The sequence below is a fragment of the Gillisia xinjiangensis genome (genome assembly GCF_046298265.1).
In the GTDB taxonomy this organism is placed as follows: Bacteria; Bacteroidota; Bacteroidia; order Flavobacteriales; family Flavobacteriaceae; genus Gillisia; species Gillisia xinjiangensis.
In genome coordinates this window covers 255,876-279,060 of record NZ_JBKAHK010000004.1, presented here as the reverse complement: position 1 = coordinate 279,060, position 23,185 = coordinate 255,876, and the positions used below count along the sequence as shown (strand labels likewise).

General features: G+C 38.6%; 20 protein-coding genes. 6 read left to right on the top strand and 14 right to left on the bottom strand.

The window, feature by feature from the left end:
* Positions 1-21: 21 nt before the first annotated feature.
* Genes ACKGJN_RS08730 through ACKGJN_RS08720 form a run of 3 tightly spaced genes read left to right on the top strand, consistent with a single transcriptional unit; the run spans position 22 to position 3,913 of the window.
* Entirely contained in the window at positions 22-414 is a 393-nt protein-coding gene (locus tag ACKGJN_RS08730; protein ID WP_409539102.1) for a (deoxy)nucleoside triphosphate pyrophosphohydrolase, read from the top strand.
* A complete protein-coding gene (locus ACKGJN_RS08725) occupies positions 411-3,554 on the top strand; it encodes a DEAD/DEAH box helicase (protein WP_409539101.1) in 3,144 nt (1,047 codons plus the stop codon). Before ACKGJN_RS08730 ends, ACKGJN_RS08725 begins: the two co-directional genes overlap by 4 nt.
* A gap of 44 nt (positions 3,555-3,598) precedes the next feature.
* Positions 3,599-3,913 carry a hypothetical protein gene (locus tag ACKGJN_RS08720; protein ID WP_409539100.1) on the top strand — a complete coding sequence of 105 codons (315 nt, stop codon included), beginning with the start codon at positions 3,599-3,601 and terminating at the stop codon, positions 3,911-3,913.
* A gap of 45 nt (positions 3,914-3,958) precedes the next feature.
* Here ACKGJN_RS08720 and yidD read toward each other — a convergent pair whose 3' ends face one another.
* A complete protein-coding gene (gene yidD / locus ACKGJN_RS08715) occupies positions 3,959-4,255 on the bottom strand; it encodes a membrane protein insertion efficiency factor YidD (protein WP_409539099.1) in 297 nt (98 codons plus the stop codon).
* Between the two features lie 603 nt (positions 4,256-4,858).
* Between yidD and ACKGJN_RS08710 the strand changes: the two genes are divergently transcribed.
* Both ACKGJN_RS08710 and ACKGJN_RS08705 read left to right on the top strand, forming a co-directional pair.
* Positions 4,859-5,542, top strand: coding sequence for a DUF2188 domain-containing protein (locus tag ACKGJN_RS08710; protein ID WP_409539098.1), 684 nt, complete (start codon positions 4,859-4,861; stop codon positions 5,540-5,542).
* A 187-nt stretch (positions 5,543-5,729) separates the two neighbouring features.
* Positions 5,730-6,761, top strand: a complete 1,032-nt coding sequence (locus tag ACKGJN_RS08705) for a chemotaxis protein CheB (protein WP_409539097.1) — start codon at positions 5,730-5,732, stop codon at positions 6,759-6,761.
* A 232-nt stretch (positions 6,762-6,993) separates the two neighbouring features.
* Here the strand turns inward: ACKGJN_RS08705 and ACKGJN_RS08700 are convergent, their stop codons facing one another.
* The 4 genes from ACKGJN_RS08700 to ACKGJN_RS08685 form a co-directional block, all read right to left on the bottom strand.
* Positions 6,994-7,488, bottom strand: coding sequence for a nuclear transport factor 2 family protein (locus ACKGJN_RS08700; RefSeq protein ID WP_409539096.1), 495 nt, complete (start codon positions 7,486-7,488; stop codon positions 6,994-6,996).
* Positions 7,489-7,799: 311 nt separating this feature from the next.
* Positions 7,800-10,211, bottom strand: a complete 2,412-nt coding sequence (locus ACKGJN_RS08695) for a hypothetical protein (protein ID WP_409539095.1) — start codon at positions 10,209-10,211, stop codon at positions 7,800-7,802.
* Positions 10,211-10,903 (bottom strand): protein-L-isoaspartate(D-aspartate) O-methyltransferase, encoded by a 693-nt coding sequence (locus ACKGJN_RS08690; protein WP_409539094.1) that lies wholly within the window; start codon positions 10,901-10,903, stop codon positions 10,211-10,213. Before ACKGJN_RS08690 ends, ACKGJN_RS08695 begins: the two co-directional genes overlap by 1 nt.
* A 425-nt stretch (positions 10,904-11,328) precedes the next feature.
* On the bottom strand, positions 11,329-12,045 hold the full coding sequence (locus ACKGJN_RS08685; protein WP_409539093.1) for a Crp/Fnr family transcriptional regulator: 717 nt from the start codon (positions 12,043-12,045) through the stop codon (positions 11,329-11,331).
* A 325-nt stretch (positions 12,046-12,370) separates the two neighbouring features.
* On the opposite strand from ACKGJN_RS08685, the gene ACKGJN_RS08680 reads away from it, so the two are divergent.
* On the top strand, positions 12,371-14,308 hold the full coding sequence (locus ACKGJN_RS08680) for a tetratricopeptide repeat-containing sensor histidine kinase (RefSeq protein ID WP_409539092.1): 1,938 nt from the start codon (positions 12,371-12,373) through the stop codon (positions 14,306-14,308).
* A gap of 94 nt (positions 14,309-14,402) precedes the next feature.
* Here the strand turns inward: ACKGJN_RS08680 and ACKGJN_RS08675 are convergent, their stop codons facing one another.
* The 9 genes from ACKGJN_RS08675 to ACKGJN_RS08635 all read right to left on the bottom strand — a co-directional run bounded on the left by ACKGJN_RS08675 (position 14,403) and on the right by ACKGJN_RS08635 (position 23,014).
* On the bottom strand, positions 14,403-14,930 hold the full coding sequence (locus ACKGJN_RS08675; protein ID WP_409539091.1) for a YybH family protein: 528 nt from the start codon (positions 14,928-14,930) through the stop codon (positions 14,403-14,405).
* Positions 14,931-15,202: 272 nt separating this feature from the next.
* The gene (locus tag ACKGJN_RS08670) at positions 15,203-15,469 is read right to left on the bottom strand and encodes a hypothetical protein (RefSeq protein ID WP_409539090.1); all 267 of its coding nucleotides are present in this window, start codon (positions 15,467-15,469) and stop codon (positions 15,203-15,205) included.
* A gap of 164 nt (positions 15,470-15,633) precedes the next feature.
* Positions 15,634-16,512: an ester cyclase gene (locus ACKGJN_RS08665; RefSeq protein WP_409539089.1), complete on the bottom strand. Its 879-nt coding sequence runs from the start codon at positions 16,510-16,512 to the stop codon at positions 15,634-15,636.
* Between the two features lie 141 nt (positions 16,513-16,653).
* A complete protein-coding gene (locus ACKGJN_RS08660) occupies positions 16,654-17,436 on the bottom strand; it encodes a hypothetical protein (RefSeq protein WP_409539088.1) in 783 nt (260 codons plus the stop codon).
* 36 nt (positions 17,437-17,472) lie between these two features.
* Positions 17,473-18,411, bottom strand: coding sequence for an NAD-dependent epimerase/dehydratase family protein (locus tag ACKGJN_RS08655; RefSeq protein WP_409539087.1), 939 nt, complete (start codon positions 18,409-18,411; stop codon positions 17,473-17,475).
* Between the two features lie 212 nt (positions 18,412-18,623).
* Positions 18,624-19,553, bottom strand: coding sequence for an ester cyclase (locus ACKGJN_RS08650; protein ID WP_409539086.1), 930 nt, complete (start codon positions 19,551-19,553; stop codon positions 18,624-18,626).
* Positions 19,554-19,565: 12 nt separating this feature from the next.
* The gene (locus ACKGJN_RS08645) at positions 19,566-19,985 is read right to left on the bottom strand and encodes a nuclear transport factor 2-like protein (RefSeq protein ID WP_409539085.1); all 420 of its coding nucleotides are present in this window, start codon (positions 19,983-19,985) and stop codon (positions 19,566-19,568) included.
* A gap of 18 nt (positions 19,986-20,003) precedes the next feature.
* Positions 20,004-20,768, bottom strand: coding sequence for a hypothetical protein (locus ACKGJN_RS08640; RefSeq protein WP_409539084.1), 765 nt, complete (start codon positions 20,766-20,768; stop codon positions 20,004-20,006).
* A gap of 362 nt (positions 20,769-21,130) precedes the next feature.
* A complete protein-coding gene (locus ACKGJN_RS08635; RefSeq protein ID WP_409539083.1) occupies positions 21,131-23,014 on the bottom strand; it encodes a tetratricopeptide repeat-containing sensor histidine kinase in 1,884 nt (627 codons plus the stop codon).
* Positions 23,015-23,185 lie beyond the last annotated feature (171 nt).

The window sequence follows — 23,185 nt, the reverse complement described above, 5'->3', positions numbered from 1 at the left end:
TTAACATTGAACTTTGAAACTTTGAACACCCTAAAAGTCACCTGCGCCATCATTGAGAACAACGGAAAGATCCTGTGCGCGCAGCGCAGTGAGAAAATGCACCTGCCTCTTAAATGGGAATTTCCGGGCGGTAAGGTGGAAGACGATGAAAGCCTTGAAGCCTGCCTGAAAAGGGAGATAAAAGAGGAATTAGGAGTAGAAATTGAACTTATAGAACGGTTACCTTCTAATTTTCACATATATTCGAATATCAAATTAGAATTAATTCCATTTAGTTGTTCCCTACAAACATTTGAAATTGATCTCCTTGAACATGCACAAATTCACTGGCTCTCAATTCACAAGCTACAGGATTTGGATTGGGCAGAGGCAGATGTACCAATTGTTAATCATTATATACAAAATTATAAATGAGTTTTGAAACGGGGCTTTACGAACAACTTATAACTAAATTAGTTTCTAATAAACTTGAGGATATTGATTCTCAAAAGTTTCACATCAGTGAAACAGTTCTAGATAAGCAGGAAGCTTCTCAATACTTAAGTCTTTATTTAGCAGAGACTATTAAGTACGCTTTAAATGAAATTAAAGAAAAGGATCGTCCTTTAAAGCAAATAGAATTATCTAATAAGATTATTAACCTACTTGTAAAGGAGCTTCAAAATGTAGAACTTTCAAATAATTTAATTGAAATTGAAGGAAGGATTCTACAAGCTGTTTTCTCCAAATTAGATTTTCCGTTTTCAAATTTAGAAGCTCGTTTAAAGGAAATTACGCCATATACTCGTTTAAGTCAAAGTGAATTGTTTACAGGAAATAATGTGGGAATTTCTTTAGAAAGCGAACTTCGAAAAGAAATCCTCTCTTCAGATGAAATTTCCTGGATAGTTTCTTTTATAAAATATTCTGGAATTAGAATTTTTAAAAAGGAGCTGGAAGAGTTCACGAAAAGTGGTAGAAAATTAAAAATTATTACTACTTCCTATATGGGAGCAACAGATGTAAAGGCCATAGAATACCTCTCTTCACTTCCCAATACTGAAATAAAGGTTTCCTATAATTCTGAACATGAAAGATTACACGCGAAAGCTTATTTATTTCTAAGGAGCTCTGGATTTCATACGGGATATATTGGCTCATCTAACCTCTCCCGATCGGCACTTACAAACGGACTAGAATGGAATCTAAAAGTAACCACAAAGGAAATCGGCCATATTATTGACAAATTCCAAAAGACCTTTGAAACCTATTGGGAAGATCCAGAATTTGAACCTTATCTTCATGGAAAGGATCGCACAAAATTAAGCCAGGCTTTAAAAAGACAGAGCAATTTTGGCTTAGGAAAAATAAGTGCTTTTTTTGATTTGAAACCATATCCTTATCAGGAAGAGATTTTATCAAAATTACAAGCCGAAAGAGAAATCCATAACCGAAATAAAAATTTATTAGTTGCCGCTACTGGTACAGGAAAAACTGTTATCTCAGCATTTGATTTTAAAAGGTTTAAAAATGGAAAATCTAATCTGAATTTTTTATTTGTAGCCCATCGCAAAGAAATCTTGGTCCAAGCCCAGGAAACTTTTCAACATGTTCTGAAAGATGCCAATTTTGGAGAATTATGGGTTGATGGAAATGAACCGGAAAGATATAACCAGCTTTTCGCTTCAGTTCAAACCTTAAATAGCAGATTAAATAATCTTGACTTAGCAGAGAACTTTTTTGACTATATCATAGTTGATGAGGTTCATCATATCAAGGCAAACAGTTATCGCCCAATACTCAAAAGATTTGAACCGCAAATTCTACTTGGTTTAACAGCAACTCCTGAAAGAATGGATGGTGGCGATATAGCTGAAGATTTTCATAATAAAATTGCAGCGGAGATTAGACTTCCTGAAGCCTTAAATAGAAAACTACTTAGTCCTTTTCAATATTTTGCACTTTCTGATACTATTGACTTGTCCAATGTACAATGGCGAGGAAAATATGAAATTAAAGAACTTACCAAACTATACACCGAGAATGATCGCCGTGTTTCAGATATTATTAGGAACTGTGAAGACTATTTAACTGATATAAATGATGTTCAAGCCCTGGGTTTTTGTGTAAGTCAGGAGCACGCCAAGTATATGGCTGAAAAATTCACACTTGCAGGTTTGAAAGCCAATTATTTAGTTAGTAGCAACAGCTCCTCCAGGGATATCGTTAGAAATCAACTTCTTAAAAAAGAAATCAATTATCTCTTCGTCGTTGACATATTCAATGAGGGTGTTGATATTCCAAATATTGACACTGTTCTTTTTTTAAGGCCAACAGAAAGTCTGACTATATTTTTACAGCAATTAGGTAGAGGGCTCCGTCTTGCTGAAAACAAGGATTGTTTGACAGTTCTTGATTTTGTTGGTAATGCTCATCCAGATTACGATTTTGAGCATAAATTCAGGGCGCTTGTTGGCAAAACTCACACCTCAATAATCAAAGAAATCGAGGATGAATTTCCTCATTTACCACTAGGATGTTCAATAGTCTTAGAGAAAAAGGCAAAAGAAGTAATCCTACGGAATATTAGGGCAGCCACAGAATTTAGAAGACCTCAACTTCTTAAGAAGATTCAAAGTTTCAAACACCACTCAACACTCCCGCTCACTTTGCACAATTTTTTAGAATTTCATCATCTGGATATTCGACAAGTATATAAGAAAGGAAGCTGGAAAAGGTTATGTGCAGATGCAGGGGCTATTCCTGATTTCAAGGAGCCACAGGAAAAGGAATTGACTGCTTGTATGCAAAGGAAACTTATTCAAAGCAACTCTATTTACTATCTGAAATTTATTCAAAACGTAATTTCTGAAAATACAAACCTTGAATTATTGAATAAGCAAGAAGAGGTTATGCTTCTAATGTTCCATTATGACGTATGGAAAAAAAAATGGGCAGATTTAGGTTTTTCAGATGTTAGAGAGAGTATCAATTCCCTTCGGAAAAACAAAATTATGCTCCAAGAAATGCAAGAGTATATTGAACATCAAATTGAAAAAATAGAGTTTGTCGAAAAAAATATAGATTTAGGTTTCCCTTTTCCTTTAAAACTACACAGCAGATACAACCGGGAAGAAATTCTTGCAGCAATAGGAATGAGTACTTTCAGTGAGAAATCATCAAATCGTGAAGGTTCTGCTATGCAAAAAACATTAAATGTTGAAGCTTTATTTGTCACACTTAAAAAGACCGAAAAAGAATATTCTCCGACTACGATGTATGAAGATTATGCGGTTAATAAAACCCTTTTCCATTGGCAGTCTCAAAACAGCATCTCACCCCATTCGCCAAAAGGTGACTCTTACATTCGACATAAAGAAATTGGAAAAAAAATTATACTTTTCGTAAGGGAGCAAAACGTTGACGAATATGGATTTACTATGTCCTATATTTTTCTAGGAGAGACAGAATTTGTAAAAACTAAAGGAGCAAGGCCAATGAGCGTAGAATGGAAATTGGATGAACCTATACCTTCCTACCTTTTAAAAGAAAGTAGAAAATTGGCGGTTGGATAATATCTAATTGAAAATTTCCTGGTATCTTTTCTCTAAAATCAGAAATGAAAGCAGATTCAAGTAAACTCAGATTCGAGTATCTTCATCGGGATGGAAAAAATTATAAAATATTTGGTTCTATAATTATAAAGAATATTGATAAAATTTCTCCTTTAAAAGCAACGCTATTATTGGAAAAAAAGCTCATTGATACTGAATATTTTTATCCTAAAATGGCCAAAATTCCTTTATTTGAAGAACATAAAGAAGACAGTGAGTTTTTTACCGATTGGTATGAATTCGACAAATTCTCACTCACGGATGAAACTCCTTCCGATTCTCGTTCTTTAAAAGAGTTTATAAAGAGTTTTGAAAATTGATAAAAAAATAAGTCAACCTATTCAACCTGGTTCTTCAATTCCTTCTCACGCACACCGGTCCTCCCTCAAAAACCTTGGTGCGATTTCATCTTCTCCAATTATTTTATTGGATCTTAGGATCATTTGGGTTTTGCCAGTGAGCGGATTTTTAAACAGGGAGAATCCCCCGCGACAGTTTTTATAGCGAAAGAAAAATGCTTTTATTCCGGCAATTAATCCGTAAGCAGCGGTTTGATCGTAAATATGGTGGGAACAGGTTGTGGAGAACAGGCAGGCACCGCGTTGGGGAACCGGCACCCATTTCCAATACATACTGATACCTAAAAGAAGCAATTGTTTCATTTTTTTAAAATAGGAATGTCCGGTATAGAGTCAAGATCGTTCCGCCTTTGGCGTAACTGCAAGAATCAGGAACCAAAACTTGTCTTTAATTAAGTGATAAACATTTAGTTATGATTTCTATAAACCCCGGGGTCAATTCTTGCCCTTTTCTTACAAAAAAGGAATTGTTAACTATGGGCAGTTCTGTGGTTATAAAGGTAAACCGGGGTAGGGGATATTCCTTACGGGTTTCCGTAAACGGGTGAAATCAGGTCGTAAAAAAGGTTTATGCTTGATGTGAAAAAGTAGGCACTACTTCGAAAAATGCGATGAAGTGCCAACAAATTTTTAGGATTTCAGGAAGTGCCAATCAAGATGACCGGATTTTCAGGTTTTTGGGAAATACCTATTAACCTATTTATTTAAGAAAAAACCGCAGTTGAACACAAATTTAGGGCGATGGGGTTCTTTAATCGAAAAAACAGAATTGTCTTAAGATTAGGTTCAGGAATTGATATTTGATTTTTCAGTACATTAGGAGTGAAGAATCCAATTTAAAAGATATCAAATACACGTTCTAACCGAAGACTCATAATAGTGCACTTGTAGTTTAAATAACCAACCATGATTAGCATAAGCGATATTCCAAAATTTCTACTGGCCTTTTTCCTGGTCCTGCCAGTGATCTCCATTCTACATGAGGCCGGGCACGTTTTTTTTGCTTGGCTCATGGGTGGGAAGAAAATCAAGGTCACCGTGGGTAGCGGAAAACCCGTATTTAAGCTATGGATGCTGGAAATAAAGCAGTACTACTTCTGGTATGGCGTGTGTATTTTTGAAAATATTAAGCGCAAAAATAAATTCGCCAATATTCTCATTTTTTCCGGAGGTTCTTTTTTTAATCTTTTAGGGGTATTTGGTGTCATAATCCTTGTTGAAAATGAACTTTTGGAAACCGGAATTGTCACCTATCAGTTTTTATACTTTTCCCTCTACTATATTTTTTTCGCACTGTTTCCCATGCCCTATCCCGACGGGTCCTACAGTGACGGAAAGATGATCCTCGACATTTTAAAGGGTAAGGAAGCGGCAGTAGCGGAATGGACATATCGGGTTCAATGGCAGACGAAAGAAGAACAATGGCAAGTACTGGATTACAACAATGAATTTATCGAAAGTTTTGATAAGGAAGAAGATGCGATGGAAAAGGCCCGGAATGTTGCCCGGGAAAACCGGCCGAGCCGTATCCTTAAAAGCAAAGGAGATGAAGAAAGGGAGGTTCAAAACTTTCCAAAAATCCCTTTGTAAATTATTTAACAACACATAAAAGAAAGTTGTTAAATGCTTTGACCCTCATATCTTGGCTTTGTTGTAAATTATCAGAAGAAAAAAGGAGAAAACAGGATTCGGAATTGGCGCTTAATCCCTCCCGATGATTATCCTGACATACCCTATTCCCCCGAAGTTTTTGATTTAAATTTTAGATGCTGAAAAAATGAAGAAACCCGTTAAAAAAGAGAAGCCCGATCAAAATTCCAGGGTAGTTGTAATAGGTACATCTGCCGGGGGGCTTAGCGCATTGAAAGAATTAATTAGCCAATTGTACAAGGATTTTCCCCTCCCTATATTGGTTGTCCGCCACATTTCGCCCGATGCTACGGGAAATGTGCTTTTAGATGAACTTAATAGGTTGGGGACTGTAAAATGTCAACATGGAAAAAGCGGAAATACCCTGAAACCCGGAAATTTATACCTCGCACCATCAGACCATCACCTGATGATTGACGGAGACCTGAAAATTCTGGTGACCAAAGGCGCTCATGAAAACAGGTCACGGCCTGCTATTGACCCTTTATTTAGATCGGCTGCCGTAGTATTCGGTACTGGTGTAATAGGAATTTTGCTTACCGGGTATCTCGATGATGGCACGTCAGGAATGAAAGCTATTAAAAGCTGCGGAGGAACCTGTATCGTTCAGGATCCTGAGGAGGCCGAGTATCCCGATATGCCCAGAAATGCCCTGAATAATGTGAAAATTGATTATTCCCTTCCTATTTCTGAAATGGGAACCCTGCTGGACAAACTTATTCTCCGGAAATTAAGAAAACAAAAACCTGCTCCGGAAGATGTTGTTATAGAGGCTGAAATAGCCCAACGTGTATTGAGCGATTTGTCATCTGTAAATGCAGTGGGCGATCAGGTTCCCTTTAATTGCCCTGGTTGCGGTGGTGTTTTGTGGAAAATAGAGTCAGATAGTGACATGAGGTTCCGTTGTCATACTGGGCACGCATATACTTCTGCTGCCCTTTTAGCCGAACAAACAAGTAAGATTGAAGAGACTATGTGGACCGCATTACGGATGTTCGAGGAGCGAAAAAACCTGCTAACATCAATGTCACGAGGAGAAAAAGGTGTTGGTTCTAAATCGGCGCTTGAAAGAGCACAAATGTCTCAGGTTCATATCAATCGGATCAGGACTATTTTAAAAGCGGATGATACTAAAAGTGATGATGATATGCCTAAATGATGAACTCATCAATTAACAGAACAATGAGGATGAAAGGCCTGAAAGGGTGAAATATATTAGCGATGGGCAAAGCCCATCGAAAAAAAGACGATAGTTTAAGAAAGCCCTGAAAGGGCGAAATAAAAAGGGTACGAGGAAGAGTACACCTTAATTATCTCACCCTTTCAGGCCTGTTATGGTTTTTGTTTTCACCTGGCCTACCATCTCTGTAAAATTCAAAGTTTAAATGGTATTATTCTCTCATTGAACCTTCTGCCTGAACTTCTGCAATATTCATCACCTTTACTTTCCAATCATTTTCCTCATCAGACCGTTCCCAGATAAAGGTATAAGATCCCGCATAATGAGTCGTGTCGTCTGTATAGGTATGAACATAGGTGCCTGTTTCGTAAGCCACATAATCTGTAGTTTCTTTCTTCAGGCTACGCAATTTGAGATCTTGCATTGCCAAAGTGGCTGCATCTATCCAAGCGCCCAAACTATCCTGCGGAAATTCCTGTCCATTCAGCACCAGTACGACGTCATCTGCGGTCATTGCCCGCACCTGTTCAGGATCTTTACTGTTCCAGGCATTTTCCCAGCCCTTGATTGCCTCATCAGCATCAGGTACTTTTTGGGTAGTAATCATATCTTCTTGTTCCATTTCTGTATTGCGGTTTTCGGTTTCACCACAAGAATACAAAAAGATGAAAAGGGTAAAAAAGGAAAATAATTCAATCGTTTTCATAAAATTTGATTTAAAGTTAGTCATCTAATGTACTTAAAATTAAATAATTACATTTATTTAACTTAAAATTCAGTTAAAAGCATCTTACCTTCTCGTTTACTAACTATTTTTCTTTTAACCCGGCAAATCTCTATAAGGTAAAAATCCTTGTAAATTTTGCCCTGGATCAAATTCAATTCAGGAGATACTTTGGTTAGATATCTACCACGAATACACAAATGTTTTTTTATAACAGCGTTGGGTTGCAGAACTACTTTTCTGTATCCATTCTGGAACTTTCGGTGTTCACTATGCGATCCCTGAAGCTCAATTCATACTTTGTAGGCTTGCCCCGGGGTTTTCGATTTCTTTTTTATCAGAAAACAGGAGGCCAGGGTAATGAAATATGCTGCTGCGGCCATCAACATCAGCACTGAAAATCCTACTTCTATTGCCAGGATTGTAGCCAGGGAAGCACTTACCACTGAAAGGCAGCCATTGATTCCCCAGGCCCAGGGGACAGCTTCTTCATTCCTTTGGGAAAGAAAATGCAGCCCCAGCGGGAAAGGCATTCCCATAAAAAAGGAAGGAAGGCCTATGAGCACCAAAGAAACCAGGATCTTTGCCCAAATTGAAAATCCCATCCCCGCTTCCAGCAGCCATGGCAAGATCCCGGCATACAACAGCAACAACAAAACGATGGACAATACAATTTTTTGTATGCCCGCAATCGATAATTTTAAGCCTGAAGACAACCAGCTTCCAAATCCGGATAAGAGTAACATTCCACTTATCACAGCTGCCACCGAATATACGGGATGGCCCAGATAAAGGACAAACCGCTGGATCAACACTATTTCCACGAACATAAAACCCATTCCCAGTCCGGAAAAATATACCAGGGTGAACCCTTTGTTCCTGATATTCTTTTTCAGCCGGAACAGGGGAAGGAGGATAAGCAGAAAAGCAAGTAAAAGCGACTGGATAAAGGTTACTCCCACAATTAGGTAACCCAGCTCAATAAAGGAAGCAGACTGATTTCCGAAGATCTCCTGCAAATGCGGCAAACTTTTTAATCGCAGGAATTGTGAAAAATAGGGTTTGTCGTCGGTGGCAGGACGCAGGTGAAAATCGTAGTTTTCATAGATATTTTCCCTGTTGCCGGAAATAATGGAATCGGTAAGGCTGAACAAGGCCTGGTCTTCCAGCATATTATACTGGTTTCGCTCTTTGGGAGTGATTCCCGGGAGTAACATAGGGTCAAAATACAAACGATCGCAAAAATCGCGGACAGCCTGTACTTCTGTCAAAGAAAAAGGTGTTTTTTTGACCAGGAAGGTGAGGGTATTCCAGCTTCTTAGGCTTACCAGATGCTGTTTCGGGTGAGAAATGCCTTTTTTAGCAAGAATTTCAGAAATGGTGGCAGCAATTTTCAGCGGATTGCGGAAAGGATAATCCAGCCATACGGTTATTTCAAAGAATCCGTCGGTTTCCAGTCGGTCATAGATAAGGGAAAAAGCCCTGGTGGTAAGCAGATATTCCTCCTGCAGCGCTCCCAAACCGGCGGTTCCCCCAAAAGCACCAATAGGAGGGAGGCTAATAAGGTTATAGGATTTTTTGGTTTGGGCGAGAAAAGACCGGGAATCCTGCTGGTGCAAAGTTACAGCGTCGTCACTGGCAAGTTCGGTTTGATCTTCAGCAAAGTCGGTAACTAGCCGATGAGATTCCACGTGATCTATTTCCGAAGCACCCTTTAAGGAGGCATATTGGGTCCTCACGCCGGAGTCTGCATCCAGAACCAGCACTTTTTTATGATTTCCCAACTCCCAGGCTACAGCCGAAGTGGTATAATCTAGGATCTGGCTGTCCCCGGGAGATTTCAACACCGCGCCGGCCCATTCCCCGTTGCTGAACACCACATCGATTACCGGCACCTCCCCGGTAAAGGAAAGACTTAAGCCGGGGGCATAGCGCAGCACCGGAGAAGTGACATATTGCACCCAGCCGTGCGGACTGTTAGCCGATTTTTCTATATGTGCTTCCGGGAGATCCAGGGTTTGACTCAGACTTTTATATTGCGAAAGGGGTAACGTTGCCGGAGACGAAAATGCAAGAAGTATCAATATAACCGCTGTTATCCCTACGGAAACCATCCAGATTCGTTTTCGGTGATGGGGAATTATCAGCAAGGCAGACAGTAACGAGAGAAATCCGGTGATATAAGGGATTTGCGTGGGAAAAACCGTCCAGAACAGGGCAATAGCCGCCAGACCCCCCATTCCTGAACCCGCCAGATTGCTGAAATAAAGTTTTCCGATCCTGTCGGTATATTTAACGAAAACCAGCCCGATTGCAAGTGCACAAAAAAAGAACGGTATAAAAAAGAGCAACTCATACAGCAGCAATTGCCATAACTGACTTCGTTCCACGAACAAAAGATAGGTATCAAACCGGGCAAAAGGCTGTCCCGAAAGCCAGAGGACAAGCGGCATGAAAATACCGGTTAGCAGCATGAATAACGGCAGTAAATAATCTATTCTACCTAGCAGGTATTTTCGAAAGAGGGCAATAAAGGTTCCTGCAGCACCAAATCCCAGCAGGGCGATGGCAATCACCATATAGGCAAAATGATACCACTGCACGATAGACAGGTATTGCATCAGGCTCAACTGGTAGGCTATCATGGACAGCGAGAGCAGGGCAATAGAAAACAACAAGCGGTTGAAATAAGAAAAAGATCCCATTAGTTACGGGTAAAGGGAACAAACCTCACCGGCAGGAGATTGCGGGTTTTCCGTTTTCCGTCTTTTTGCTTTTCCACCAGCATAAGTTGCTGGGTGGTAAAAGGGGCACCCACAGGAATTACCATTTTCCCGCCTTCTTTTAATTGTTCTATAAGCGGCGGAGGGATAAATGCTGAAGCTGCAGTTACAATTATGGCATCAAAAGGAGCATGTTCTTCCCATCCAAAATAGCCATCGCCTTCTTTTACATGAACATTGGCATATCCCATTTCCTCCAACCTGCTTTTGGCCGTTTTTGCCAATGCTTCAACGATCTCAATAGTATAAACCTCATCCACAATTTCCGCAAGCACCGCCGCCTGATACCCGGATCCGGTACCGATTTCCAATACCTTCATTCCGGCAGTAGGCCTTATCACTTGGGTCATATATCCAACCATATAAGGCTGGGAGATGGTTTGTCCAAAACCTATGGGCAAAGGGCGGTCTTCATACGCATATTCCACCTGTGCTTTGGGAACCAGGCGGTGACGTTCAACACTGCGCATGGCGTTCAGGGTTGGCTTATGGTTAATTCCACGGGCTTCCAGTTGAGTTTTCACCATGTGTTGACGATCCTTTTGATATTTATCCTGATCAGCCGGAGCTACTGAAAAAAGCAATATAACTGAAATTAAGAGTGCTAACTTCATGATCCTTTAATTTGTTCATATTCAATTAAATATAAGAAAAAAGAGTTGAAAATTTAGGGTAAGGGAGTTGAAAAGATCTGTAAAACTTCGATCAGTACAGCAAATTTTTCGGTTTTAGGGCAGTCCTTCAGATGGACTATATTTTGAAGTTTTTTTCTCTTCGGAAAAGGGATTTTTTCAGCTCTAATTTTCCTAAACTTGAGAAAACACAAAAATTATTGAACTAATTAATCACATTCTGTTTCAGGAAATTGTTGAAAGCTGCTTATCTTAACCACAAAGGTCACAGAGATTTTAGTTCCCTGTGGGTTTTCAGTTCTTTTTCTTTACGATCTCAGCGCTAATTTTTTCCCGAATAGAATGCAAGCCTTTTAACTTTAGAACTTTGAAACTTTGAAACTTTGAATTTTTCAACTTTGAAAGAGTTAAAAGGAATCCATTTTTTGACAATTCAGCATATGTACCAGGATACCAAGATCCTGCACCTCCATTTTGTTTCTGGACAGCTTCAAGGAACCATTATGCTTCAGGCGTTGTAAATGCCGGTTTACTACCGCCCTTGTAGATCCCAGCAGGTGCGCAATTTCCTTATCCGGTAAATCGTGAATGAATTCCAAATCCCGGGAATTTTTGTTCACGTTTTTAATAAGTAATTTCAGAAGTCGGGTGGCGATGTCATTAAAGGTCATTTCGTAAAGGGAATTTTCCAATAGCCTCAATTGCTTTCCTGCATATGGGAGAAAATTTTTATACTTATCAGGGTTTTTATTAAGCCAGTTCCTTAAACTTTCCATGGGTGCCGAAAGCACAGTGACTTCGTCCAGACATTCATAATAAATGGTATGTGTCCGGCTATCAAGAAGGCAGAAAATATCAAAAAAGTCGCATTTGCTCAACAAAAAAAGTGTGAGCTCTTTTCCTGAAAGTGGATCTACCTGATACATTTTTAACCTTCCGGAAAGTATTATATGAAATTTTAAGGACAACTTTTCCGGGTTCAGGATACAGGTGTTTTTTGGCCACTTTTCTTCCTTAAAAAGCCCCAGAAAAGCATTGGATGTTTCTTTATCCAGGCTTTTTAGTAAATCGCATCCGCCCAATATCTCCCGATATTTATGGTTTAAAATTGTTTCTCTTGTCATCGCTACAGTCTTTATCATTCCAAATTTCAAACAGTAGGGCATAAGAACTGCTAAATAAGCAACATTTGGTTGATTATAAAAGCCTTATAGGACGGAGGCCTCCTAAATTTGTCCGGTTGGCTTAATTTTTTTATCGTAAAAATCGGTTGAAACAAAAAGTTATCTTTTTACAGTCGCCTGGCGAAGTGTAGCTGTTATATTTAAATTCTCCTGAATATTTTAGACTTCATAAATCAACAAGGCATTGAAAAACAAGGATTTAGTTGTATATTTCAGTTTTAATTTTTTAGTGTAAACTCTCTTGATTACAGCAAAAAATATCATTTTGACGCTGTTCCTTTCCGCGCTTTTCAGCACATCCGGTTATGGGCAAATCTTCGATTTCAGTAAACCCAATCCCTACAATAAGGTATTTGTGGGAACCGATGATTTTGATAGTTCCTATCTGCAAATTCTGGAAAATGCCCTGGATAAAATTGAAACAGATACCATAAAATTTTCTGTTTTAAATGATCTGGCCTATTACTGGCATACAAGAAACCTGACTTTTGCCCTGGATTTCACGGAGGAAGGTTTGAAACTCACTTCCCAAAAAAACAATAGCCTCTGGAATGGAAGATTTCAAATTACTCAGGGTTCAATTTTGCTGCGACAGGAAAAACTGGATTCGGCGGAAGCAGTGCTTAAGGAGGCTGAAAAAAAAGTTCCGGAAAGTGATCTGGCTTTTCTGAACACCCAGTTGGGTTACGTTTATGAACGTAGGGGGCAACTGGGAAGAGCGGCAGATTATGCCCTGGAATCCTTGCGGTTAGGGGAAAAATTAAATGACGAAAAGGCAATGGGACTGGCCTATAGCGATCTCAGCAACCTGTTTTGGAAGCAGGCTAAATTTGAAGAAGGGCTGGAGTATGGCTTAAAGTCGCTGTCCTTTTTTGAATCACGCGGATTGAACGATCTTGATTATGATTTCACGCTTTATATAGTCGGGAATAATTACTTAAGCCTTAATGAGTATTCAAAGGCGTTGGAATATTATAATCGTTCCATAGAAATTGGCGAGCGCTATGGCTTTTACAATAATTTAAGCGACGTTTATATTTCCCTTGTCGATCTGTATTCTTTTTTAAAACAATTCGACAAGGCAAATGAGGCCGGTAAAAATGCCTTGAAATATGCGTATTTACTGGATAATTCATTTATGCTGATGCGTTCCTATCTCTCTGTTGGCGAACTTCAAAACCAATATGGGAATTATCAGGCTGCTATAGAAAACATCAATAAATCCATCAACGTGGCCACCACAGAATTTGGGGATGGATTTTTTTTGAGTAAAGCTTTTGAAAGCTTGGGAACGGCCTATGCAGGAAATGGTCAATATAAGGAAGCCTATGACGCATTTTCCAAATATGATTCTCTTAAAAGCATAGTTTTTACTGCGGAAGCAGATCAACGTATCTCCCTGCTTCAAACCGAATTTGAGGTAGCGCAAAAAGAAAACACCATCGATTTACAGGAGATAAAACTGAAACAGCAATTGGCTACCCAGCGGTTGATCTTACTTATTTCAGGACTGCTTTTGCTTTTTTTAATCGTTTTGTTTTTTAGTTTCAGGAATAACCGAAAGAAAAACAAGCTTCTGAGGAAACAGAATAGGGAAAAGGAATTTTTGCTGAAGGAAATCCATCACAGGGTGAAAAACAATCTCGAGGTGGTTTCCAGCCTTTTAGCACTGCAAACAGCTCAAATAAAAGATCCCAATGTGGCGAGTGCGATGAAAGAGAGTCAAAACAGGGTGTATTCAATGAGTATTATTCACCAGCGCTTATATCAACATAATCACCTTTCTTCCATTGAAATGAAAGATTATTTATTCAATCTTGGCACTCATATTTTGGATTCTTTTGGGGAGGAGGAACGCATTAAAATCAACTATAAAATGCCGGAATTGTATCTGGATGTAGACACGGCCGTGCCTTTAGGATTAATAGTAAATGAATTATTGACGAACAGTTTCAAATACGCGTTTCCGAATAAACAACCGGGAGAGATCACTATCAATTTGGAAAAAATATCGGTGCACGAAATACAACTCTTGGTAAAAGACAACGGTATTGGGCAAACCGTAGGTGAACCCATTAAGGGCACGGGTTTTGGAAAAAAACTTATCGAACTGCTTACCCAGCAGCTGGATGGGACTATGGAGGTTATTCACAGCCCCGGTACACAATATTTATTTGAATTTAAAGTGAACGGACTTCAGTGACCGATATGTTGACCCTGGCGGGACATTATTCGCACTAGGTTTACCAGGGGAGCATTTTCAAAATACTGCCCCGGTATAAACACCAGCTTTCAAACTATTTTACCACAGCATCATCATTGTAAATGTCCCTGATGCAGATGTATTTTCCGTCGCGCTTTTCCCAGATAGCCATATATTTCCCTGTTCTAATCACCTTGCCTGATGCATCCTTAGATTCTGAAATGCCAATCTCAGTTACAATGTCTTCATCACCAAATACCTCAATGGTTTTATAAGCCACCGTTTCTCCTTCAGCTTTTTTTGCCAGGCCTTCCTCTATTTCCTTTTTAATGGCTGCTTTTCCTTTTGTCATTGGAGCATTATTGGACAAACTCACCGCGTCATCCGAATAAAACGCACTAAAAGCATTCGCATTACGGGCATTATCAGCTGCGGCCCAGGCACTTTCCAGGGCTTGTATCTCGGCTTTTATAGTGGCCATGTCTGCCTTGGCTACTGCTGGTTCTGCCGTTATAGTTGGTTCCTTTTCAGTTTTTTTATCGGGTTGGGAGTTACACCCTAAAGTGAAAAGGCAAATTGCAAAGCCTAGCGTTGCAAGTTTAAAATTGTTCCTTCCGTTCATTTTTTTGATTTTTAGTTTTGCCTACTCTGGTCGGTTTTTGGCTCACCCCTTTATTTTGTTTTAGATGCCTTGGAAAAAAGATTTTTTTGCATCTTTAAAATTGATTTTTCAAAAAGTAAATGGTAGCTGTGAAAACAAAATGAATCTGACTACAATTTTTTTAAACAGAGCCTTAAATTATTTACCAATAGCTTCCGCAAATTCTTTGTAGCGATATAATGCTGAAAACCATGCACTTTCCCGTTTTAAAATTCCCTTTTTTGAATTTCATTCTATAAATCAACCTGAAGCGACATGGTAATGGGTTCTAACACCGTGTGCAAATCTTTGATCCCCTGGTTTTTTGGGTCGTTAATGATGGCTCCAAGCAAATCCAAATCGGTTACTTCCACAACTAAAACCACCGAATTTGGGTCATCAGTATCCTGAAATGTTTTAAATTCTTTTACTGCCGGAGCGAATAATTTTACCCGATCCTGATGGCCCTTGAGCCATGCATTAATATCCCTGACTTTGTGTCTAACTACAATTGTTTCCATTTTTTTCTATTTAATTTTATTACCTACTCTTGGCGGTTTTCGGCTTACCCGGTTTTAAATCATTTACGTCATTAATGCTTTTCATAGGAATACATTTATGTTAATCATGATTCTTGATTCTTGTATCGAAACAGGCTCCAATCTTGTTCTGGACAATATTTAAATTATTTGCTGGAGGCATCTGCAAGTTGTTTTGTATCCACATACTGTTGAAAGCCGACTACTTTCCCATCTTTGAGTGTCCAGAGATGAGCAACCTGAGCATTATAGGTTTTTCCGGTTTCTTTCACTTTTCCATCATACCTTAGTGTTGCCAATACTTTATTGTCACTCATTTCATGGAGCTGAATATTTTCCAAGGTAAAATACTCATGTTCTTCACCCACGCGTGCAAAAACCCCATTCAAAACAGCGTCCGGACCGATGTACGGATTACCGTCAGCATAGGCGTTGCCTTCGGCCTCATTCCAGACAACTTTTTCATCCAAAGCACCAAGCACCGAGGGAATATCGCCAGTGGAAAAAGCTTTGTATAAATTATCTACTATGTCCAGGTTTTCAGGGTTGGATACCAAACCTAATTGTTGCATAAATAACATATTATCAAAAAAATCCTGTTCCTGGGCTATTTTTCCATTTTTCATTTTGGCAATTGTAACCCCACTTAAATCAACGGTTTTACCAGTTGGCGGAATCCCAAAAAAATCACCCGTGTGCTTGCCTTTAAAATTAAAATGTTTCACAATTTTATCTTCGCTTCCAAGAATTTCCACCACGGTGAATTTGATGTCTGAAAATCCGGTAAGAAAGTTTTGGTAGTAGGCTTTAAAGGCATCAATTCCCACAATATTCTCTGGGCTTGCTATCATGACGATGTTCTCGTCAAAATTTTTAGCGTTTATTTGATCTATTTGTCCTTTGTTAATGACATTGTCCCAGGTGGTCTTATAGGTTTTAATGTTGTTTTCTACCTGGCTTTGCTGCGCGAATATGTTCGGGATACTCAAAAAAGAGAGTGCTAAAAATAATGTTGCTGTTTTCATTTTAAGAAATTTAGTGGCTGGTATGATTTTGTAACTATTGTTTTATTTCTACCCTTATGAGCCTAATAATTTTTTGGTTAGTTCAGGTTTATTGCAGAATGAAGCGCTTGTCAACTTTCCACAAAGTCATTGAAAAATGTTTTATCGCACCTTCCTTAAAAGGGTAGCCATATACTTATATTTCAAATCCCGGGAAGCGATTCCTTCCTGAATTTTTCGATTTTGGTCTGCAGACAATGCTGGTGCTGCGGCAGCTCCTCCACTAAATAAATGGTTGTAATTCCTGTACATATCCACGGTGATATGTGAGGCGTAAACATCACTTCCAACCGGCAACATATAGCGCAATAAACCCCAATTTCCCCTTAATCCCGTATCGACTTCTTTTTGATGCATGGGCTGGAAAATTTCTGTTTCAAATTTTTCGTATTTTTCATAATCTCCATCCGTTACTTTCATTAAATTAATTCCGGCAACGGTACCTAAAGGCATCTCAAAATCACCTTTAGTGGTCGCGATTTGTTCAAGATATATGCGCTTTGCCAAATCTCTTGATTTTGCGGTGTTGTTAAATTTTTCAGTAAGATCGTCATCAGACATTTCCGGGTAAGCTGCTTTTAGGGCTGCCTCAAAATCTCCTGCCCCGCTCATCATTTTTACCGGATCATTATAAAGGCTTACAGTGAGGTATTGATATCCCTGATTCTCACCTCCGGGCTGTAAACCCCACAAATCCCATCCCATAATATCTCCATTTTTAACCCGCTGTTCCTGAATTTTTTCCCAAAATGCTTCGGTTTCCATATAAGCTTGTTCCTGCTCATTGTCCACTTTCATAAACTCGAATATTAAATAAAGCTTGTCCTGGGCAATTCCAGTATGGCCCACCATCATTAGTACGATTAGAATTAGTAAATTTTTCATGATCTATAGATTTTAAATTAGTTGTTGGTTTAGTTTTCATTTTGAAAAACTGCTTAATGTTTCCTTTACCGGCTTGAACTTTATTTTCAAATCGCTTTTAGCGAGATCGTTTTTATAAATAACCTGTGCTTCTTCTTTGGGTTCACGGTTGTTAAGCATCTCGTGAATATCTGAGACACGGTATGTTTGGCTGCTCAATAAATAGTCTTTCCCGTGGAGTCCTTTTGTAGTTGCGGCATTAAAAACGGCATTGGCTACATCTTCAACATCTACTACCGCAAAAGGAACATCGTTGTCGTAGAGTGATTGAAAAAACTCATCGGGGGCTATTTTGTTCTTTATGAGGAACTGAACTCCGGTAGAGGTGGAATCTTCTCTGTTAGAAAGGGATTTCCCCATCACCATCACCGGCGAAACTGAACATATTTCAAAAGAAATTTTGGGGTTTTTTTCGATGAATTGCTCCACTGCCTGATTGGCAATAAATTTGGCCTGACCATATGGGTGGCTTTCTATACTGGTAAATCGAAGTTCCTTTTCATCAAAGGGATCTGTAAAACTTTTACCGCCTGCCGGCATAGGAAAGTTAGTGTTGAAAGCAGCCACGGAGGCAATAAAAACTACCTTTTCAATATTTGGCGCCTCACTTACGGCATCAAGAAAATTATTGGTACCATTAATAGTTGGATCAAAAAGTTCGGTTTTGGGATCTTTAACATCCAATTGGAAAGGGGTGCCGCTGTGCACCACAATTTCACAATCCTTTATAAAATCCTGTAAAGTTTCTGTATCCTCGAGTTTTAATCCGCGAATATTGAGGTTGTCAGAATTTTTAAGATTGAAAAGATGTTGATACTTTTCGCTTTTACGGATATCGGTCACCGATACTTTTACCTCGAATCCTTCTGCCAAAAATTTCCGGGTGATGTAGCTTCCAATAAAGCCTGAACCACCAATTATTCCAACTGTTTTCATTTTCAAGGCCCGCGAAACCGGGTGTTTTTTTAGTTTATAAATTATAATCTATATTGAATCCTGTTCCTTAAAAGGGTAGCAAGAATACTCAATTGATTAGAAATTAAATCAAACAGATTCCCATAGATTTTTGTAAGCTCTTTAAATTAAAATTCGTTTCCTGATTACTACTCAACCTGTGTACCCAAATTATCTGCGTGTTTTTTATGAATTTAAGATTTTGGAGGTGCCGGCATTGAATATCCTAACTGTTGAAATAAAGTAAGATTATCATAATAGGCATCTTCTCTGGAAGCTTTTCCGTCTTTTTCAAAGGTCCAGATGCTTGCACCATGCGTGGTAATAGGTTTGTTTGTTGTTACCCCCTGGAACTCACCAGTATTGGTACCTGTGACTGTCCAATTAATCAACACTTTGTTCCCCATAATTTGATAGTCGTCTAAGGCCACCTGGAAATCAGGGAAACCGGTAAAAAAGACATCCATAAGGTTGGTTGCATATTCAGATGAGCTGTTAACAATAACATTCCCGTTTTCAGTTCTAATGAAATTGTCCGTCATGGCAGCCTTCATAGCTGCTTGATCGTTGGCATTCCAAGCTTTGACTATGTCGTCAATTCCTTTTTTGAGTAGTTTTTCATCAACAGACATGGCCTTTTCGGCTTCGATATTTTGTAATTCCATAAGGATTTCTGTTGGATCCCAATAGCCATGCTCTTGAACAATTTTACCATCTATTATTTTAAATGTCATATGAACCGGCATGTCAATTGCCTTTCCATTAGTCGCTAAGGTAGCTTGCCAATCCAGCCAGGCATTGACCCAAGTTTCACCATCATCGGTTACTACCATCTCAAATTCCTGGTCTTTTTCAAGAAAGCCTCTTTTAGAATAATTGGCATCATTGGCCTCATGGTAGGCGATGATGTCTTTTCTTAAAATAGGATTCTCTTTAGCATTAAAAAATGATTTAGAGCTATCGGCCAGGGCACTCCCATTCATGTTGTAATTCTTTTTGTTGTAATTGTCTATGTGTTTTTTCACCAAATCAATTTCCGGCGATTGTTGTGTGTATCGTGAGTCTTTTTGTTCACAGGCTGTAAATAAGACTATTGCAAGTCCAATTAATAGTATTTTTCGCATAATATTGGTTTTTTAATATTCTTTAAAACTGACGATTTTTCCATCTTTTAAATCCCAGGAATGTTTAAACCGGGTTGAGGTAAACTCACACTCTGTTGGTTGGCGTCCATTTACTATCCCGGTAACGATTACCTCATTTTTTTCGGTGTCCCGGATATCAAGTTTCTCAAATACAATGCTGCCCCATTCTTTTTTCATAATCGCATCCAATGTTATGGAGGATCTTTCATTGTCTTCCCTGGAATATTTTACATCCTCCCATTTTATTCCGGGGATTAACACTGTGATGTCATTTGAGCTTGCCTTACTGTTTTGCAGGATATCATATAAGTTTTTAATCATTTCCTGATTGTTGGTATTTTGCCCTTGCAGTATGGTTGATGTAAACAATACAGTTATAAGAAGAATTGAATATCTCTGTAAAGTGTTCATCGGTTGTTTTTTATGTTGTTATTGTTTTGCAGTATATCCCAGGTCTGCACGCATGCTGCCTGTTTTGGATTCATATTTATGAACGTATTGCATCATTTCATCAAACAATTTCTCTCCTTCCGCTCCCAGAAGTACATCTGTTTCATCAGATGTTTTTTCATAAGCCAGGGCATCCTTTGCTGATATTACCACGAGATAGTAATCTCCAGCGGTGCCAAAGCCATTGCGGTAGATCCTGAAATGTTCATTGGCCCCTTTCTCCTCGTACAATGCTTTAATTTCCTTCATCTTATTTCTAAGGTTCGCAACATTTTCAGGGGTTACGTGAAAGAAGTGCCATTTCCTGTAATCCTCTCCTGGGGTATTGGTGGTGAGTCCGTCAGGCATATAAGACATATCAGTGATCAAATGAACCACATAGTTCCTGTGAACATCATAGCATTTGTCAAAACGGTTAAATATGGCTCTAAAATTTTCTTCTCCCATTTTTTCAACTAAAGGCGCCAAAGTATTCTTATCAAGATCGGCCATGTTACTAATAGGTGAAATGGTCAAATAGGTTCCACCGTGCAGACGAGCCGTTGACCAGTTGGCATCTTTTAAATCATGTTCCTTGCAGGCGGCAATAAAATCTTTGGAAACGGCTTCATACTCTTTAAGCATGGAAGGTTTTACCTGGTCTTCGTGTACCCAAAATGACTGATTGGTGTTTTGAGAATGGACGACATTTGTTGGCAGAATTGCTAATGCAAAAAGGAAGGTGATAAAATTTACAGTTTTCATAATTTCCTGGTTTTAGTTGATTTAACAACAAAGTAATTACCTATTAATCTGAAAGCAAGTATGTTAGGATGAAAGGGGTGAAATACTGTCCTAAAGAGTTAAATAATTTCCCAAAGCATTCTTTTGTTGGTTAAATGGAAAAAAATAGAGAATAGAGAATAGACAAAATTATTCTTGTATTCTTAATGCATTGAGGATTAATTTCTGCGGAGATCAGCGGGAGATAAAAACAAGTAGCATTGAAAATTAATGTTTAATACCGGTCAACACTAATCAGCATTTTAATTATCGGTATAATTGAAAAATTCAGAAAAGCAAGGTTTGTTTATTTTCGACCAAATAATGTTTTAAAGGATTCTCCATCAGGCTGCATTTTTGATTTTAAAGTGAAACTCTACTGCAGTGCCATTTTCATTTTTTTCCAGAATAGTGCCATTGAGTTGTTGTGTCAATAATTGAATTAACTGAGAGCCAAAACCGGTTCCTTGTGGTGACAAACCGATTGTTTTACCCACGCCGTTATCAGACACTGTTAAGGATAAAGTCTCTGGATTTGTTTGAGATAAGCTTATTTGTATGGTTCCATTCCTATTCTCTGGAAACGCATATTTTAAGGCGTTTGTAAGTAGTTCATTAACTATCAAACCAATGGGTACTGCGGTATCCACATCCAGCTCCAGGCTGTCCATCGCGCATTCAATTTTCACCTTATCTTCTGCATTAAAGGTATCTAAAACGCCTTCACCCAAATTCAGGAAATAATCTTTCATTTCAATGCTTCCCAGATTTTCTCCCTGATATAATTTTTGATGAATAATGCCCATGGACTGCACCCTGTTTTGACTAGCCATCATAGCGTCTTTGGCTGCTGAATCTTCCAGTTGGGCTGATTGCAGCGAAATTAAACTTTTAACCAATTCCAAATTGTTTTTTACACGGTGATGAATTTCTTTTATAAGCAGCTCGTTTTGCTTGTTTTTGATATCTAATTGATTATTTAATGCGAGCAATTCCTGGTTTCGCTTTTGGCGCTTTTTATAATAATAGAATAATCCAAAAAGAATAAAGGCCAATAGACCCACAAGAATTATGTAAAGGGTTTGAGTTTTGCGTTGTTGCGTTATTTTTTCATTTTGAAAAAGGATGGTGGCATTTTTTTGTCCGGTTTCATATTTAGCCTGGATTTCACTTTCCAAACTTTGAATCGCGCGATCTTTAAGTTCTGTATATGCCTTTGCATAAAGCTTGGTGTATATCATTGCATTTTTGTAATCACCTAAAGACTCATAAATTGACGACACGTGCATATAGTTTTCCCATAGATTTCCTACCCTCCCTGTTTTTATCATAATATCAATAGCTTCGAGATTGTAGGGGAGTGCTTCTTCATATTTTCCCTGCATCAAATACACGTGCCCTATATTAGCCAAAGAGGGGATTAGGTATCGTTGCAATCCCATTTCGTTGGATTTATCAAAATTGGCCTGGTAATCTGCAATAGCAGCATCATACTCTCCCATATACTTGTAAATATTTCCACGCCAGTTTATAGAGGCCATCATAGGAATACCATATTCCCCCTGGGTTTTATAAAGGGCAATAGCTGTATTTATATTCTTCAATGCATCTTGCAGTTCATCTCCTGAAAAAAGTTGGTTAAATGCTTTATTATGATAGGCCAAGGCCAAATCTTCCTTTGAATCTAACTTTTCCAGTATTTCAATTGCTATGTTGCATAAATCGATCCCTGTTAAATAACTGTTTTCGTAATATAGTAGTCCGCAAAGATGCGTATAGCTTTGTGCGATGCCTTTTTGATCGTTTAATTTTTCGAAAATTTCCAAGGCTTTATACCCCTGTTCTGTAGCTTTTCCATACTCTGTTTTAAGGGCATAAACTTCCTTAAGGGCGAGATGGGTTTTGGCAAGGTTTAATTCATTTTGCAAAGTGCTGTAAATATCTTTTGCCTTAAGGGTATAAACCAATGAAGAATCCAGGTTAGAGTATTCTTTGTGATAATATGCCAGATGTAAATAAGATTTGGCAAGGGCGTTTTGGTTATTCAGCTTTTTGGACAGCAATACAGCTTTATGTGAATTAGCGCCCAACTGCGTAGAGTCTGCAGGTATTTTTGCGTGCGCATCCATCCATACAAGAATGGAATCTAAATCTTTCACATTCGAAGCCTGTGAAAAACCAGCGCTGATGTAAAAAAACATAAAAAGTAAAGAGATAATTTCTTTCATATTTATTTTTTTAAACTAGGAAAAATAACCTGAGGGTATTTAAATATATGGAAAAAAGAAACTGGTTTTACGTTTGGAAATCCATGGTTTAGCATCTCAAGATTGTTGAATAAATAATTATTTATAAATCTGAAGACAAGCAGAATAGCATGACCCGCAGAAAATACTTTC

What these genes read in the sequence shown, in the direction of transcription:
- ACKGJN_RS08725 (WP_409539101.1), top strand. Translation starts at nt 411, where the DNA reads ATGAGTTTTGAAACGGGGCTTTACGAACAACTTATAACTAAATTAGTT.
- ACKGJN_RS08720 (WP_409539100.1), top strand. Translation starts at nt 3,599, where the DNA reads ATGAAAGCAGATTCAAGTAAACTCAGATTCGAGTATCTTCATCGGGAT.
- yidD (WP_409539099.1), bottom strand. Translation starts at nt 4,255, where the DNA reads ATGAAACAATTGCTTCTTTTAGGTATCAGTATGTATTGGAAATGGGTG.
- ACKGJN_RS08710 (WP_409539098.1), top strand. Translation starts at nt 4,859, where the DNA reads ATGATTAGCATAAGCGATATTCCAAAATTTCTACTGGCCTTTTTCCTG.
- ACKGJN_RS08705 (WP_409539097.1), top strand. Translation starts at nt 5,730, where the DNA reads ATGAAGAAACCCGTTAAAAAAGAGAAGCCCGATCAAAATTCCAGGGTA.
- ACKGJN_RS08700 (WP_409539096.1), bottom strand. Translation starts at nt 7,488, where the DNA reads ATGAAAACGATTGAATTATTTTCCTTTTTTACCCTTTTCATCTTTTTG.
- ACKGJN_RS08695 (WP_409539095.1), bottom strand. Translation starts at nt 10,211, where the DNA reads ATGGGATCTTTTTCTTATTTCAACCGCTTGTTGTTTTCTATTGCCCTG.
- ACKGJN_RS08690 (WP_409539094.1), bottom strand. Translation starts at nt 10,903, where the DNA reads ATGAAGTTAGCACTCTTAATTTCAGTTATATTGCTTTTTTCAGTAGCT.
- ACKGJN_RS08685 (WP_409539093.1), bottom strand. Translation starts at nt 12,045, where the DNA reads ATGACAAGAGAAACAATTTTAAACCATAAATATCGGGAGATATTGGGC.
- ACKGJN_RS08675 (WP_409539091.1), bottom strand. Translation starts at nt 14,930, where the DNA reads ATGAACGGAAGGAACAATTTTAAACTTGCAACGCTAGGCTTTGCAATT.
- ACKGJN_RS08670 (WP_409539090.1), bottom strand. Translation starts at nt 15,469, where the DNA reads ATGGAAACAATTGTAGTTAGACACAAAGTCAGGGATATTAATGCATGG.
- ACKGJN_RS08665 (WP_409539089.1), bottom strand. Translation starts at nt 16,512, where the DNA reads ATGAAAACAGCAACATTATTTTTAGCACTCTCTTTTTTGAGTATCCCG.
- ACKGJN_RS08660 (WP_409539088.1), bottom strand. Translation starts at nt 17,436, where the DNA reads ATGAAAAATTTACTAATTCTAATCGTACTAATGATGGTGGGCCATACT.
- ACKGJN_RS08655 (WP_409539087.1), bottom strand. Translation starts at nt 18,411, where the DNA reads ATGAAAACAGTTGGAATAATTGGTGGTTCAGGCTTTATTGGAAGCTAC.
- ACKGJN_RS08650 (WP_409539086.1), bottom strand. Translation starts at nt 19,553, where the DNA reads ATGCGAAAAATACTATTAATTGGACTTGCAATAGTCTTATTTACAGCC.
- ACKGJN_RS08645 (WP_409539085.1), bottom strand. Translation starts at nt 19,985, where the DNA reads ATGAACACTTTACAGAGATATTCAATTCTTCTTATAACTGTATTGTTT.
- ACKGJN_RS08640 (WP_409539084.1), bottom strand. Translation starts at nt 20,768, where the DNA reads ATGAAAACTGTAAATTTTATCACCTTCCTTTTTGCATTAGCAATTCTG.
- ACKGJN_RS08635 (WP_409539083.1), bottom strand. Translation starts at nt 23,014, where the DNA reads ATGAAAGAAATTATCTCTTTACTTTTTATGTTTTTTTACATCAGCGCT.